Genomic DNA, 14721 nt, shown 5'->3' with positions numbered 1-14721 from the left:
ACCCTCTTCTGTATGTTCTAGTCTTCTTTTCCGAAAAATTCATTAAAAGCTGTCATATCGGCTGTCTGTGTTTTGTACACTTTATCAAAATCAGCATAAATTTCAGCCAGCGACAACGTCTGTTCTTTGCCGGTCGACATCACTTTGAATTGCACTTGTTTGTTCTTTATTTCGTCTTCGCCGATGGTCAGCACTACTTTGGCTCCGTTTTTCGTGGCGGTTTTGAATTGGGCTTTGGCTTTGCGGTCATGGAAGTCCCGATCCGCCGAATACCCTGCTTGGCGCGCATTTTGGACCAATTTCAAGCTTTCGATGTTCGTAACTTCTCCCAGGCCGACGACATAGACATCCAACTCGGATAGTTTCGGCACATCGACTTGCTGATCCTTGATCAAAAGGATCAGTCTTTCCAAGCCCATCCCGAAGCCAAAACCAGGCACTTCCGGCCCGCCGATTTCCTGGACCAAGCCGTCATAACGGCCGCCGCCGCAGATGGTCGTTTCCGCCCCGAAAACTGCGGATGAAGTCATGATTTCAAAAATGGTATCCTGATAATAATCGAGCCCACGGACCATGTTGCTGTTGATCGTGAAAGGAATTTCCAATGCCTGAAGCATTTCCTGAACCGCCTCAAAATGTTTCCTTGAATCTTCCGAAAGGAACTCCAAGATGCTTGGAGCTTGGGCAACGATTTCCTTGTCGCGCTTGTCTTTGCTGTCCAGCACACGCAATGGGTTCTTATGCAGACGGGTCTGCGAATCTTTGCTCAGTTCATCATGGAAAGGTTCCAGGTAGGCGATAAGCGCCTCGCGGTATCTGATCCGGTCTTCCGTCTTCCCCAACGAATTGATGACCAATTTCAGATCGCTCAATTCCAATTCTTTCAGTATATCCCATGCCAATGCCATCGTTTCGACATCGGTCGCAGGATTGACGCTTCCGAAAACTTCCACACCCAATTGGTGGAATTGACGCATTCTTCCGCCTTGTGGTCTTTCATAGCGGAACATTGGGCTGATGTAATAGACTTTCAGTGGTTTCGGGTGTTCAGGACCGAAAAGTTTGTTTTCGACGTAGGCCCGAACTACTGGAGCCGTTCCTTCCGGTTTCAATGCAATGTGCCTGTCACCTTTGTCGTAGAAATCATACATTTCCTTCGATACGATATCGCTCGTATCGCCGACCCCTCTGGAAAACAGTTCATAACTTTCGAACATCGGGGTGCGGATTTCTGAAAATTGATAGTCATGCAATAAAATCCGGGCTGTTTCTTCCACGTATTGCCAAATTTCTGCTTCCTGCAAAAAAATGTCGGCAGTCCCTTTTGGTTTTTGTATCATTTTTATCACTCCTTAAGCTTCATACTGTCTTCTGTCTGAAAAAAAGCAAAAAAATAGCCCTCTTTCCATCATGGAAAAGGACGATTAGTCAGACGTGGTGCCACCTTTATTCGAAAGCATAGCTTCCCTTTAACGAGTAACGTTCGTGGCGTAATAGCTTTTCACTATTAATCCTCCAACCTGTCTTTCAAATAAACGTTTGGGAGTGCTCTCAGCCGCGGCAATCCTCTCTGAATCAAACCAATCTATTCTACTTCGATCTTCACTGGACATTTATAATTTCCTTAACGATACAAGATAAGCCCCGAATTGTCAATACTGTTTTCATCAAACTTTCACTTTCACAATTTCTGAAAAGGCTTTGCAATGGATGCCGCATCTTTGCTATAATGATAGAAGAATTGAACAATTTTTGTAAATTTTATGCACCCCAAACCAGAAAGGAGACAACCAGTGAAGACTATCGCAAAAAATAGACATCTATTCTTCCTGACGCTTGTTTTGCTATTTGTCGGATTGGGCTCCTTCGGTACGGTAGCATTAGCTAACTATACTACAGTCAGCATCTCCGCCAGCATCGTAAATGTCCGGTCCGGTCCAGGCTTATCCTACGACATCATGACGCAAATTCAAGGCGGTTCCTCTGTCAATGTTTTGGCCGAAAAGAATGAATGGTACAAAGTCAGGCTTTCGGATGGAAGAATCGGTTGGGTTGCCAGTTGGCTGATCAACAACACCGAAATCGCGGCAACATCCGAATTACTGGCTACAGTCCTGGTGCCCTCCGCCAACGTCCGGCAAGAGAACAATGAAACAGCTGAAGTCATCGGAACGGCCAGTGAGGGCGAAAAATTCGCTCTCCTATACGAAGAGAACGGCTGGAGTCAAATCCAGTACAATAACAAAGTCGCATGGATTTTGTCTGAGCTGATCGAAATTTCACCAGGCAGCATCCAATTGGCGCCGGAAACAGTCGATACCACAGCAGTTGTTGTGGACGATGCTAATCCGAAGGTCATCATCACGATGGATGGCGTAAATGTCCGCAGCGGTCCTTCGACAGGCAGCGAAATTCTGTTCATTGCCGAAAAAGACGAAGAGTACGAACTGATCAGCGAATCCGGTGATTTTTATAAGATCATTTACGAAGGGAACAAGGAAGGCTACGTCGCCTCCTGGCTGGTGGAAACATCCGAATCGCTCAATACGCCGGTCACTGCGTCCTCAACCACCACGCTTGCCGAAGCGACCATCGTAATCGATCCGGGCCACGGAGGAGAAGATCCAGGTGCGGAAGGTACTTATATTTACGAGAAGGAAGTAACACTCAAAACCGCTCAAGCGGTGGCGGAAAAATTGCGCAGTGCCGGAGCAAACGTCATATTGACGCGCACCTCCGATGTCTATGTCACTTTGGAAGATCGCGCAGAAATGAGTAATGTCAACAATGCTGATCTGTTCATCAGTCTGCATTATGATTCAACCGCAAGCGGTACTTCCGCGACAGGATTCACGACTTATTATTATGCGGATGCGGATATTCCGTTGGCAAATCTCGTTGATGATCACCTGGCTGACACTTTGCCGTTGCAGGACAATGGTTCCAAATTCGGCGATTTTTTGGTCACACGCGAAAACGATCAGCCCGCCTTATTGTTGGAGCTTGGGTATATGAACAATGACTCGGATGTCAAGACCTTCAACTCCGATTACTATCGCTCATTGGTGGCAGAAAGCATCTACGAAGCATTGACCGAATATTTCCAATAAACCAGAAAATCGGAATAAAATAAAAGAGTCGGCAGTTCGAACCATTCATGGTTCAAGCTGCCGGCTCTTTTATTTGTTTTTGGAATCGATGAGGATGGTTACGGGCCCATCGTTGATCAAAGTCACAGCCATGTGCGCCCCAAACTTTCCCGAGGCCACTGAGAAACCTTCCGCTCTTAAAAGTTCATTGAACTCTTGATAGAGCGCCTCCCCGATTTCGGAAGCGGCCGCATTGGTGAAGCTTGGGCGATTGCCTTTTTTGGTATCAGCGAACAAGGTGAATTGGGATATGGAAAGGATGGCTCCGTCCACATCCTTCAAAGAGCGATTCATTTTGCCTTCTTCATCCTCGAAAACCCTGAGATTCGAAACTTTACGGGCAAGGTAGTGCACATCTTCTTGTGCATCGTCCTTACCGATGCCGACCAAAAGCATGAAGCCCATACCAATTTCTCCTATGATTTCCCCATCAACCGAGACGGATGCTTCCGTCACTTTCTGTACGACTACACGCATATATTTCCTCTATTCATTTTGATTCATTAGGATGTGACCCTTCTGACTGTGTAAACATCCGGGATATTTTTGATTTTATCGACGATTTTATCCAGTTGGCTCAAATTTTGGATCCCGATTTTCAACGTTATGACAGCAATTTTATTGCTGTCGACTTTCCCGTTTACGCTACTGAGATTTTTGGTCATTGTGTTCACGACATGCAAGATTTCGTTCAGGAGACCGGAGCGATTGTAGCCCTCGACCGTCAACTCGGTTTCGTAATCGATATTGGAAGTACCTGTATCTTCCCATTCGACATCGATCAACCGGTCGCCATGTTCTCCGGACACCTGCACATTCGGGCAATCTTTCCGATGGACCGAGATCCCGCGCCCTTTTGTGATGTAGCCGACAATTTCATCCCCCGGAACCGGATTGCAGCAATGGCTGATGCGTATGAGCAGATTATCCACTCCTTGAATGACTACGCCCCCTTCATGACGGATCTTCATTTTAGGATTATCTTTTTTCGTTTTTTGCTCGATCGTGTCCAGCTGTTGTTCCGCTTTGTGTTTATCCCGCTCACGGCGAGCTTTCTCGGTCAAACGGTTCGAAACAATGAAGGCAGACAGTTCGCCGAACCCGATGGCGGCATAAAGATCATCTTCCGAATTGACATTGAAGCGATTCAACAAATCTTTGATCCCTTGTTTTGTCAGGAATTCCTTTGGCGAGAATTCCATTTCCGTCAGTTGTTTTTCCAGCATATCCCGGCCTTTGATGACATGTTCGTCGCGGTCCTGCAGCTTGAAATAGCGTTTGATTTTATTTTTTGCTTTGCTGGTGGAAACCAGGTTGACCCAGTCCCTGCTTGGGCCGAATGAGTTCGGTGACGTCATCACTTCGATGATGTCACCGTTCTGAAGCTTGTAATTCAAAGGGACGATTTTCCCGTTGACTTTGGCGCCGATGGTTTTGTGTCCGATTTCGGTATGGATGTTATAGGCGAAATCCAAAGGACCGGCACCCGATGGCAATTCAACGACATCGCCTTTCGGAGTGAAGACATACACTTTGTCCTTGAAGATGTCCTCTTTGACGCTTTCCACAAACTCGCTGGCGTTCTTGGAATCATCCTGCAGATCGATCAGATCGCGGAACCAGTCGATCTGATGGGGCATCTTTTCCGGATCGATTTTTTTGGTTATGCCCTCTTTGTATGCCCAGTGAGCCGCAACCCCGTATTCCGCGACTTGGTGCATTTCGATTGTCCGGATCTGGATTTCCACAGGCGTTCCCTGCGTGCCGATGACGGTCGTGTGCAGCGACTGATACATATTCGCCTTGGGCATGGCGATATAGTCTTTGAATCGGCCAGGCATTGGTTTCCATTTTGTATGGATGGCACCCAAAACGGCGTAGCAGTCTTTGATGGAATGGACGATGACGCGGATAGCCAACAGATCATAGATTTCCGTGAATTGTTTCTTTTGGTCCTTCATTTTTCGGTAAATGGAGTTGATGTGCTTCGGCCTGCCGTAGATGTCGGCCTCAATCTCCAATTCATCGATCGACTCTTTGATTTTGTTGATCGTATCCTTGATGTAGAGTTCCCGTTCATCTCGTTTGCTGTTCATCAGATGAACAATCCGGTAATATTGCTGTGGGTTCAGATACCTGAGCGACGTATCCTCCAATTCCCATTTGATCCGGTTCATCCCTAAGCGGTGGGCTAAGGGTGCGTATATCTCCAACGTTTCATTGGATATGGTCCGTTGTTTTTCCGGCTTATGGTATTTCAATGTCCGCATATTGTGCAATCTGTCCGCCAATTTCACCATAATGATCCGCAGATCCTTCGCCATGGCCATCAACATTTTGCGGTGATTTTCGGCCTGTTGCTCTTCATGCGACTTGTATTCGATCTTCCCCAACTTGGTGACGCCATCGACCAGGATGGCTACGGTTTTGGAAAATTCCCGTTCGATATCCTCCAAAGTATATTCTGTATCTTCCACAACATCATGCAAAAATCCCGTTGCAATCGTTTCCGGATCTAATTTCAAATCTGCCAATATCGCTGCGACTTGGGTCGGATGAACGAAGTACTCCTCACCGGACTTCCGCATCTGTCCGCTATGAGCCACCCTGGCAAAATCACACGCTTTTTGGACAAATGCCACATGGGTTTCATTCATATATTCCGCGCATAGCTGCACAACCTCTTCAGGCGAATAGGTTTTGATTTTCGGCATGTTGTCACTCCTGACTCTTAAGATTATGTATTTACTTACTGCGATTCCGTTCAAAAACGAAAAAGTTGCTGAATATATCCTATTCTGCAAACAAAAAAGTGAATATATTTCCCTTTATTATACTTTAAATCGGAACAATGCGCCATCAACAATTATCCTCTGTTCACATCCTCAAAGCAGCAAAAAACCTTGAAGGGCAGCTTCGTAAAAAGAAGTCCCTCAAGGTTTTCCTGATTATTGATCCAAACGGATGCAAACGGAGCATCCCTCACTCTTATTTTGCCGCAAGCCAACCTTCAACGATTTTCTTGCCGCTGGAAGTGCCCAGACGAGTTGCGCCGGCTGCAATGAAAGCCAAGGCATCTTCATACGAACGCACACCTCCGCTTGCTTTTACATCCGTTACAGGTCCAACTGTCTTGCGCATCAGTGCAACATCTTCCAATGTTGCTCCACCAGTTGAAAAACCGGTGGATGTCTTGACAAAGTCGGCACCCGCCTTTTGTGCCAACTGGCAAGCGATCACTTTCTCTTCGTCGGTCAACAGGCAAGTCTCGATGATGACCTTCAGGATTGCCTTGCCTTTGACTGCTTCGACCAAAGCCGCGATTTCATGCTCGACTGTTTGGTAATCGCCATCCTTCAAGGCTCCGATGTTGATGACCATATCAACTTCATCGGCACCGTTCTGAACCGCCTGTTTCGCTTCGAAAGTCTTCACTTCTGCCGTATTGGCGCCATGCGGAAAACCGACGACAGTGCAGACGAGCACATCCGAACCGGTCAGGAAGGCTTCAACCTTTTTGACCCAGTATGGCTGTACGCAGACTGATTTGAAGTCGTATTCCTTCGCTTCTTCGCAAAGGGATTTGATTTCCGCCTCTGTCGCGTCTTGTCTTAATAAAGTGTGATCGATGTATTTGTTTAAACTTTCAACCATTTTTATCCGCTCCTTTTCTTAATTCCATTTCATAGGATACTGCCGCCAATGCATACAAGGGCGCTGTTTCTGCTCGTAAAATCCTCGGTCCCAACGCACAGCTCTTGTGGCCGGCTTGTCTGAAAGCCGTCAGCTCTTCCGGAGCCAACCCGCCTTCAGGACCGAACACAAACAATAAGGAATCGCCTGGTTCAAGATTTTCCAACGTGTTCACCAAGATGCTGCCTTCACCGGCCTTTGCATCTTCTTCATAGGCAATCAGCACTTTGCTGTATTTTTCTGCTTCCGCCAGCAACTCCTTGAGGTTATGGACAGGATGGACGTAAGGTTCTTTTTGGCGGTGCGATTGCTCGGCTGCCTCTTTCGCGATTTTCTGCAGGCGCTGCTGTTTCTTTGCGCTTTTATCCGATGTCCACTTTACAACCGCATTTTTTGCTGCGAAAGGAATGAAGGCTACCGCGCCCAACTCAGTGCCCTTCTGTACGATGTATTCCAGTTTGTCGCCCTTCGGCAGTCCACAGGCGATCGCAATGTTGACCGGCAGTTCCGTTGAGCGGTCTTCATCGGCCACCCACTTCAAGCTGACCGTATCTGCAGTCACATCGATGATTTCCGCTACGAATGAAATGCCGGAGTTGTCGGCCAAATAGACCTGCTCCCCCTGCTTCATGCGCATCACATGGAGCATATGGTGATGGAAATCATCCGACAAGATGATCGGCTGCGTTTGATAATCTTTTGTTAGAGGTGGAATGATGTATCGCTGCATGCTTTAATCCTCCAGATTTTTTGTGCAGATCAGGCAAACCCAATCTTTCATTTGCTTTTCTTGCTCGATTTCAAAGCCGTTGCTGATCAAAACTGCGATCAGTTCCTCTTTCTTCGAATCGATGATGCCCGAAAGGATGAAATAGCCATCGTCCTTCAGGTTCCTGTAGGCATCGGGAAGCAACAGCAGTAGGATTTCCGCCAGGATATTCGCAACAATGATATCGGCTTCCTGATCGGCAATCCCCACCAAAAGGTTGTTCTCTTTGACGATGACATCCGAAGCATAAGCATTATAAGCGATGTTCTCTTTGGAAACACGTGTTGCGATTTCGTCGATATCGTAGGCATAGACAGTTTCCGCACCCATTGCCTTGGCTGCGATGCTCAGCACGCCTGACCCGGTTCCGACATCGATCACTTTTTCGCCGCCGCGCATCACTGCTTCGAGCGCTTCGATGGACAGACGTGTCGTTGGATGCGTGCCGGTACCGAAGGCCATCCCGGGATCCAACTGAATCAGCATTTCTTTTTCATCTTCAGGGGTGTATTCTTCCCAATAGGGTACGATCGTCAAAAAGCGAGTAAGGCGGATCGGATGGAAATATTCTTTCCAGGAATTTTCCCAATCCTCTTCTTTCACATGGTTGATCTGCAACTCATTCTTCCCGATCTTCAGATCAATTTTTTCCAACTCTGCAAGCTGTTCTTTGATGAACAACACGGTGTCCTGGAAACCCGCGTTGTTCGGATAATAAGCCATGATATAGACGGAATGCCCTTCCTCAGGCAAGGCCCGTTCCTCTTTGATCTGGCCGAAACCATCATCCTGCAGATTGACGAAGTCCAATTCGTCATCTATGGCAACGCCTTTCGCACCGGCTTCCATCAATATATTCGATACAGCCTCAACCGCTTCGGTAGCAGTCACAACCTTCACTTCATTCCATTCCATTTACAATCACCTTTCCTATCATCAAGGATAACGATAATACGTTTCATCAAATCTTCCTAATTCCTTCAGTGTTTCGATTGTCTGCATAAAATTCAGCTCATTCCAATGCAATTCGAAGCTGGAGTCGCCCTCATTTTTCAGAAAATCCCTGAGCTTGCTGTTAGCTTCGCCGACCGTCAGGCGAATATTCTTGACCACCGCTTCGGCCAATCCGCCTTGAATCCCTTTTTTCCGGTCAAATGGGATGCCGGTCAAATACTCCTCAGTCTTGATTTTTGAGGATGCGCGATCATAAAACAAAACAGAATCTTCAAAAATGAACCGATCTTCGTGATTCGAGTGGCCAAATATATCAGAAATACTATTGTCTGGAGGATAACTGACTTCTAATAATAACACAATTTCGACTGTATGGAAGGGTTTATGCCACTCCAATCGCCATTCGCAAGGCAAGTGCTGTTCTTCCAATTCCTCGTGGATTTTGTCGATCATACTTTTGTCCATTTTCTTCCTCCTCGTTTTATTCGTTTCGGCATGGCCATTATAGCTGTGTACCGCATCGTTCGAAGCTCTCAATCCATTGTAGCAAATAATGATAAAAATATATATTCTGGGCTGTCAAACGACAAATGATTTACCGAAAACCGGCACGCAACATGGGGGAACGATTTCTAAAAAGGTCGGTTTGTGATATATTTAGTCTAGGCAAAAAGTTGGAGGGATATTTCATGACAGAACAAGCAGAAATCAGACAATCCATCGATTACTTAGTGACCCGCATAGCACGTGATTACCAGAAAGAAGAATACAAAGACCGCTTAAAAGTCCAGATTCCATTCGGTCGAAGGGCTGAAATACTGTTGGCCGATGATTACCTCTCATCGGATGAAAAAATCATTTTTGAGGATGGAATCGATCCGGCGGTAAAAAGTGAACTCTTCAAAGAGGTCCTGCAATCCAAAACGGATAAGGTCTTCAAAAGCTTTTTGTTGGAGATATTCGGTAAGCAGCCGGTCCTTAATGAAAATTTATCCATCACGACAACTAAATCAGGCGATAAGCAATACATCATCATCAATTTCCAAGGAGCCTTGCCCTATTAAGCTTTCCATTCACGCAGGGCCTTCATGATCATCGGCTGGGGCAATAAAAAATTAAGTTGAGTTTATGCGAAAAGCCTGATATGATGTTGATTAGAATATTTGCTTATTAATATTACTTTTTTATGCTATACTGTTTAGGTAACAAGGACAACTAACGAGGTGTGCAAATATGGCAGATAAAAATCTAACAACTAAAGATATTCTGCAAAAAGAATTCAAAAGCGCTATGAGAGGCTATAATGTTGCAGAAGTCGATGAATATCTGGATATGATCATAAGAGATTATGAATCCTATCAAAAAGACCTTTCTTATCTTCAAAGCGAAAATGAGCGTTTGATGAGCCGTGTGGACGAGTTGACGAAGCAAGCAGTTTTAGCTAAGCCGACCCAGTCGAATGTATCTTCAGTCGGCAGCGGTGTAACGAATTTTGATATTCTGAAACGCCTTTCCAACTTGGAGAAACATGTATTCGGTTCAAAATTGGATGAAACAAACGAAGAAGCAAACTAGCATCAAAAGACATTTGTAAATTTCGGGTAATTGCGGTCTCCTTTATGGAGGCTGAGGAAAGTCCATGCTCGCACAAGCTGAGATGCTTGTAGTGTTCGTGCTTAGCGAAACAATAAGCTAAGGCAATCGATAGATTGACGGCAGAAAAAAAGGCTAAGGGCTCTGCCTATGCCTGAGTATTCTTGAAAGTGCCACAGTGACGAAGCAGACGGGGAAACCTTTCTGGTGGAACGCGGTAAACCCCTCGAGCGAGCAACCCAAACTTTGGTAGGGGCACTCTTTCCAAGGAAATGAACGAGGGAAAGAGGCAGAAATGCAGATAGATAATTACCTCCGCCATCAGAGGCCTGGCTCAGATGGCGCGACAGAACATGGCTTACAGAAATTTACAAATCAGGCTTTTTTTCTTCAAAAGAATACGATCGAGGATGGGACAAGCTAATTTTTGTCCCATTTTTCGTGCATTATCCGGCAATTTCTAAGGCAAAACAATAAGGAGTTATCAATGAGAACATATCAATTAGTGGCTACGGCCGCAAGCGGCATCGAAGCCATCACCGGCAACGAGCTGAAGAAAATGGGCTACAACGTCCAGGTAGAGAACGGCAAAGCCTACTTCACCGGTACAGAAGCGGACATCATCACAACCAACCTATGGCTGCGCACCGCTGACCGCATCAAAATCGTGTTCGGCAAGTTCGAAGCAAAAACATTCGATGACCTTTTCGAGCAAACGAAAGCTTTGCCATGGGAACAAATCCTTCCGATGGATGCGGAATTCCCGGTTTCCGGCAAATCGCAAAAATCGACTTTGTACAGTGTCCCCGATTGCCAAGCAATCGTCAAGAAGGCTATCGTCAACCGTCTGAGCGAATACTACCACCGCCGTACCCGTTTGCCTGAATCCGGCGCACTCTATCCGATCGAAGTGGCCATCAACAAGGATGAAGTGATCCTGACGATCGACACGAGCGGTTTCAGCCTTTTCAAACGCGGTTACCGTTCCGAAAAAGGCGGCGCACCATTGAAGGAAAATATGGCAGCCGCTTTGGTGATGTTGACCAATTGGTTCCCTGACCGTCCCTTCTATGACCCGACTTGCGGTTCCGGTACGATTCCGATCGAAGCGGCTCTGATCGGCCTGAATATTGCTCCGGGGTTGAAACGCTCTTTCCCTTCCGAAGAATGGAACATTTTTGAAGAAGGCTTATGGGATCGCATCCGCAATGAAGCAAAAGCTGCCGCGAACTTTGATGTGAAGTTGGACATCGGCGGTTCGGACATCGATCCGCATGTGATTGCCATCGCGAAGAGCAATGCCAAAAAAGCAGGCGTTGCGGAGTATGTCACTTTCAAACAATTGGCTTTGGCTGACTTCACGACAACCAAGGAATACGGCACGATCGTCTGCAACCCGCCTTACGGTGAACGTCTTTCCGATCAGGAAGAGATCGAGATCCTCTACAAAGAGATGGGCCAAGTTTTCCGTCCGTTGAAGACATGGAGCAAATACATCCTGACGAGCGAATTGCTTTTCGAAGAATTCTACGGCGAAAGAGCCACGAAAAAACGCAAACTCTACAACGGCAGATTGCGTACCGATTTCTTCCAGTATTGGGGAACGCGCCCGCCAAGAATCAAAAAAGAGATTGATGCCAACGAAAGCAAAGAAAAATAATTTTTAAAAATAAAAGCAATCCGAATACCCCGCTGATGCGAGGTATTCGGATTGCTTTTTTTGGTTAGTAACCCTATTATTTCATAATCCGTATCGTTGCTGCTGTCGAACCAACCCGGACGGATGATCGTATAATCCAGACCGGAAGCTTCAATGACGTCAGCCGCGTCACGGTACGTCTGCAATACCGGATTGGAGCGAAGATTGCCGGAAGAGCCGACTGAAGCCGGGATTTCGTTATAGATACCCATCGAAGTAATGAATATCAAACGATTGACTCCAACACGTTTCATCGATTCCACAATCGCTCTGGCCATTTTCCCTAAGTTCCCTGTCAAAGATGCAAAGACTACATCCTGGCCCGAAATGACTTTGTCCAGTTCGGATGCATTCATCACATCGCCAGAAACGGCAATTTCTCTCGTTGAATCGACTGGCTTGAGCCTATCCGGACGCCGTGAAAAAAGCGTCAATTCATCGTTGGTTTTTTCAAGGAACATCTGTCTTGCTACGCGACCAACTGAACCAGTTGCGCCGATAATAACTATTTTCGTCATCATTTCCACCTCATATTTCGTGTTGATATGAGTATGGTATCACTTGGAGTTCACTCAAATTCAACCATGAACAGACATCTTTTTTTCCGGGCATAAAACATAGCCTTTACATAGTCAATGCGGAAACGTAACGGTATAATATACTCAATCAAAGCAAATGAAGCCTAATCCAAATTTCATACACAAAGCGCTTGACTTGGAGTTCACTCCAAGAGCTATAGTCAGAACAGAAATGAAATGGAGGTAAGATTGATGAGCAAAATATGGATGATTACAGGGGTAAGCAGTGGCTTCGGCTACGAACTGACAAGACAGTTGCTGGACAAAGGCGACAAGGTGATCGGAACGGTGCGTAATAAAGCTAAAATTTCCGATTTGATTGCGGAGTACCCGACGCTGTTCGATTGTCAGATCCTTGATGTGACAGATACCTCAGCTGTCCATCAGGTGGTGAAGGAATCTTTTGAAAAACATGGAGAAATCGATGTCATCATCAATAATGCTGGCTACGGGCTGTTCGGCGCGGCTGAGGAGTTGAGCGATGAGCAAGTGGATCTCATCATCGCAACCAATTTGACCGGATCCATCCAGATGATCCGCTCCGCCCTTCCGTTCTTACGCAAACAAGGTCACGGCCGCATCATCCAAATCTCTTCCTATGGCGGACAAGTCGCTTTCCCGGGCAATTCCATGTACCATGCCACGAAATTCGGGATCGAAGGTTTTTGCGAATCCGTCGCTCAGGAAGTGGGACCCTTCAATATCGGCGTAACCATTGTAGAGCCTGGCGGAGCACGGACTGAATTCCGCTACGGCAGCGCGCAAGTCGCTGAACTGATGCCTGAGTACGACGGCAATCCAGCGCACAGCTTTCTTGCGATGCTTGATTCAACAAAGGTACTGGCACCCGGAAATCCTGCGGAGATGGCAAAACGAATCATCGAAAGCGTGGATATCACACCGGCACCGCTTCGCATGGTGCTTGGTTCGCAAGCGCTGGCCAGCACCATTTCTACGCTTGAGAACCGCTTAGCCGATTTCCGGACGCAAGCGGAACTGGCAGCCTCAACGGACTACAAGGAATAATCCCTGTGGCCTAAAATAAGGCAATACTGATTATCACATTCATCATGATACGAAAATCAAGCCCGCTTGAAACTCCTGGCAACAGGAATCCAAGCGGGCTTATTCATTGTCTATTGATTTTCAATTCCGAATTTTTCAGTTGTGCCCCATAATATGATGAGGGATGTATGGTTCTTCCAGAGTCAGAATATCCTCCGCAGAAAGTTTGAAGTCAAGAGCAGAAATGGCGCTGATCAGATGGCTTTCCTTGGTGGCCCCGATGATCGGAGCAACGACTTGATCTTTTTGCAGTAGCCAAGCCAAGGCAACCTGAACCCTTTCAACGCCATATTTTTTGGCAATCGCTGCAACCCGCTCCACAATGACGCGGTCCTGTGCCTCGGTCGTATCATACTTATGTTTCGCCACTTGATCCGTTTCGAAGCGTTTCGTAGTGGCCGACCAATCCCTTGTAAGCCTGCCTGAAGCCAGTGGACTGTAAGGCGTCACGGCAATCTTTTGATCGGCGCACAACGGCAGCATTTCCCGCTCTTCCTCCCTGTACAAAAGATTCAAGTGATTCTGCATCGAAACGAACTTTGTCAACCCTAGTTTTTCGGCAGTCGACTGCGCTTTGGCGAATTGCCACGCGAACATTGCGGATGCGCCGATATAACGGGCTTTGCCGGATTTCACGACATCATGCAGGGCTTCCATCGTTTCCTCGATCGGAGTGTTGTAGTCCCAGCGGTGGATGATATAAAGGTCGACGTAGTCCATGTCCAGCCGCTTCAGGCTGTGATCGATTTCGCTCAGGATCGCTTTACGGGAAAGGCCTCCTCCGTTCGGTGCTTGGCGCATCTTCTGATGTACTTTTGTAGCCACCACAATCTCATCACGGTTGGCGTACTCGTTCAAAGCTTTCCCAAGGATGCTCTCACTGGCTCCGTATGAGTAGATGTTGGCCGTATCGAAGAAATTGATCCCCAGATCCAACGCACTTTTGATGACTTTTCTGCTCTCTTCTTCTTCCAGTACCCAATTATGGAAACCGCTGTTCGGATCGCCGAATCCCATGGCCCCTAGGCAAATCTGCGAAATATCCATACCTGTATTGCCAAATTTTACGTAATCCATTAACATATCCCTCCAGTTTCAATTTGATGACATAGCAGTTTCCTATGTTGCTGATAGCATACTCCTTGAAGTGAACTCCAAGTCAAGTCTAACCAACAACTTGATTGCACGAAGCAGCGGATGGAGGCGCGCAAAAAGGCCATC

Annotated in this window: 14 protein-coding genes and 1 other RNA gene; 6 read left to right on the top strand and 9 right to left on the bottom strand. The window is 46.7% G+C overall.

The annotated features are described in order from the left end of the window. Positions 1-17: 17 nt before the first annotated feature. Positions 18-1340 (bottom strand): histidine--tRNA ligase, encoded by a 1323-nt coding sequence (hisS, locus tag BM184_RS02815; RefSeq protein ID WP_086941353.1) that lies wholly within the window; start codon positions 1338-1340, stop codon positions 18-20. A 453-nt stretch (positions 1341-1793) separates the two neighbouring features. On the opposite strand from hisS, the gene BM184_RS02810 reads away from it, so the two are divergent. Next, entirely contained in the window at positions 1794-3110 is a 1317-nt protein-coding gene (locus tag BM184_RS02810; RefSeq protein ID WP_245830500.1) for an N-acetylmuramoyl-L-alanine amidase, read from the top strand. 69 nt (positions 3111-3179) lie between these two features. Here the strand turns inward: BM184_RS02810 and dtd are convergent, their stop codons facing one another. The 6 genes from dtd to BM184_RS02780 all read right to left on the bottom strand — a co-directional run bounded on the left by dtd (position 3180) and on the right by BM184_RS02780 (position 9030). Continuing rightward, positions 3180-3626: a D-aminoacyl-tRNA deacylase gene (gene dtd / locus BM184_RS02805; protein ID WP_086941351.1), complete on the bottom strand. Its 447-nt coding sequence runs from the start codon at positions 3624-3626 to the stop codon at positions 3180-3182. A 26-nt stretch (positions 3627-3652) separates the two neighbouring features. Continuing rightward, entirely contained in the window at positions 3653-5863 is a 2211-nt protein-coding gene (locus BM184_RS02800; protein ID WP_086941350.1) for a RelA/SpoT family protein, read from the bottom strand. A gap of 274 nt (positions 5864-6137) precedes the next feature. Beyond that, the gene (gene deoC / locus BM184_RS02795) at positions 6138-6803 is read right to left on the bottom strand and encodes a deoxyribose-phosphate aldolase (RefSeq protein ID WP_086941349.1); all 666 of its coding nucleotides are present in this window, start codon (positions 6801-6803) and stop codon (positions 6138-6140) included. Continuing rightward, complete coding sequence (locus BM184_RS02790; protein WP_086941348.1) at positions 6796-7572, bottom strand: 16S rRNA (uracil(1498)-N(3))-methyltransferase; 777 nt, start codon at positions 7570-7572, stop codon at positions 6796-6798. The genes deoC and BM184_RS02790 overlap by 8 nt, the downstream gene beginning before the upstream one ends. 3 nt (positions 7573-7575) lie before the next feature. Further along, the gene (prmA, locus tag BM184_RS02785) at positions 7576-8526 is read right to left on the bottom strand and encodes a 50S ribosomal protein L11 methyltransferase (protein ID WP_086941347.1); all 951 of its coding nucleotides are present in this window, start codon (positions 8524-8526) and stop codon (positions 7576-7578) included. Between the two features lie 21 nt (positions 8527-8547). Continuing rightward, positions 8548-9030 (bottom strand): DUF3013 family protein, encoded by a 483-nt coding sequence (locus BM184_RS02780; protein WP_086941346.1) that lies wholly within the window; start codon positions 9028-9030, stop codon positions 8548-8550. A 224-nt stretch (positions 9031-9254) separates the two neighbouring features. Here BM184_RS02780 and BM184_RS02775 point away from each other — a divergent pair, with 224 nt between their 5' ends. The 4 genes from BM184_RS02775 (at position 9255) to BM184_RS02760 (ending at position 11818) form a co-directional block, all read left to right on the top strand. After that, on the top strand, positions 9255-9629 hold the full coding sequence (locus BM184_RS02775) for a hypothetical protein (RefSeq protein WP_086941345.1): 375 nt from the start codon (positions 9255-9257) through the stop codon (positions 9627-9629). 169 nt (positions 9630-9798) lie between these two features. Further along, positions 9799-10140 (top strand): cell division regulator GpsB, encoded by a 342-nt coding sequence (gpsB, locus tag BM184_RS02770; protein ID WP_068559682.1) that lies wholly within the window; start codon positions 9799-9801, stop codon positions 10138-10140. Between the two features lie 18 nt (positions 10141-10158). After that, positions 10159-10524: RNase P RNA component class B (gene rnpB / locus BM184_RS02765), an RNA gene on the top strand. 121 nt (positions 10525-10645) lie between these two features. After that, complete coding sequence (locus tag BM184_RS02760) at positions 10646-11818, top strand: THUMP domain-containing class I SAM-dependent RNA methyltransferase (protein ID WP_086941344.1); 1173 nt, start codon at positions 10646-10648, stop codon at positions 11816-11818. Here BM184_RS02760 and BM184_RS02755 read toward each other — a convergent pair. Further along, on the bottom strand, positions 11719-12378 hold the full coding sequence (locus BM184_RS02755) for an NAD(P)H-binding protein (protein ID WP_409373505.1): 660 nt from the start codon (positions 12376-12378) through the stop codon (positions 11719-11721). The two genes, BM184_RS02760 and BM184_RS02755, sit on opposite strands and share 100 nt — an antisense overlap. A gap of 249 nt (positions 12379-12627) precedes the next feature. Between BM184_RS02755 and BM184_RS02750 the strand changes: the two genes are divergently transcribed. Next, positions 12628-13461 (top strand): SDR family oxidoreductase, encoded by an 834-nt coding sequence (locus BM184_RS02750; protein WP_086941342.1) that lies wholly within the window; start codon positions 12628-12630, stop codon positions 13459-13461. A gap of 135 nt (positions 13462-13596) precedes the next feature. Here BM184_RS02750 and BM184_RS02745 read toward each other — a convergent pair whose 3' ends face one another. Then, complete coding sequence (locus BM184_RS02745) at positions 13597-14577, bottom strand: aldo/keto reductase (RefSeq protein WP_086941341.1); 981 nt, start codon at positions 14575-14577, stop codon at positions 13597-13599. Positions 14578-14721: the final 144 nt, after the last annotated feature.

Source organism: Trichococcus pasteurii, assembly GCF_900112935.1.
GTDB lineage: Bacteria > Bacillota > Bacilli > Lactobacillales > Aerococcaceae > Trichococcus > Trichococcus pasteurii.
The sequence above is the reverse complement of the archived record's forward strand: the minus strand, read 5'-3'. Positions and strand labels throughout refer to the sequence as shown.

Excerpts from the sequence above, each read along its gene's own strand:
- hisS (WP_086941353.1), bottom strand. The coding sequence starts at position 1,340 with ATGATACAAAAACCAAAAGGGACTGCCGACATTTTTTTGCAGGAAGCA.
- dtd (WP_086941351.1), bottom strand. The coding sequence starts at position 3,626 with ATGCGTGTAGTCGTACAGAAAGTGACGGAAGCATCCGTCTCGGTTGAT.
- BM184_RS02800 (WP_086941350.1), bottom strand. The coding sequence starts at position 5,863 with ATGCCGAAAATCAAAACCTATTCGCCTGAAGAGGTTGTGCAGCTATGC.
- deoC (WP_086941349.1), bottom strand. The coding sequence starts at position 6,803 with ATGGTTGAAAGTTTAAACAAATACATCGATCACACTTTATTAAGACAA.
- BM184_RS02790 (WP_086941348.1), bottom strand. The coding sequence starts at position 7,572 with ATGCAGCGATACATCATTCCACCTCTAACAAAAGATTATCAAACGCAG.
- prmA (WP_086941347.1), bottom strand. The coding sequence starts at position 8,526 with ATGGAATGGAATGAAGTGAAGGTTGTGACTGCTACCGAAGCGGTTGAG.
- BM184_RS02780 (WP_086941346.1), bottom strand. The coding sequence starts at position 9,030 with ATGGACAAAAGTATGATCGACAAAATCCACGAGGAATTGGAAGAACAG.
- BM184_RS02775 (WP_086941345.1), top strand. The coding sequence starts at position 9,255 with ATGACAGAACAAGCAGAAATCAGACAATCCATCGATTACTTAGTGACC.
- gpsB (WP_068559682.1), top strand. The coding sequence starts at position 9,799 with ATGGCAGATAAAAATCTAACAACTAAAGATATTCTGCAAAAAGAATTC.
- BM184_RS02760 (WP_086941344.1), top strand. The coding sequence starts at position 10,646 with ATGAGAACATATCAATTAGTGGCTACGGCCGCAAGCGGCATCGAAGCC.
- BM184_RS02755 (WP_409373505.1), bottom strand. The coding sequence starts at position 12,378 with ATGATGACGAAAATAGTTATTATCGGCGCAACTGGTTCAGTTGGTCGC.
- BM184_RS02750 (WP_086941342.1), top strand. The coding sequence starts at position 12,628 with ATGAGCAAAATATGGATGATTACAGGGGTAAGCAGTGGCTTCGGCTAC.
- BM184_RS02745 (WP_086941341.1), bottom strand. The coding sequence starts at position 14,577 with ATGGATTACGTAAAATTTGGCAATACAGGTATGGATATTTCGCAGATT.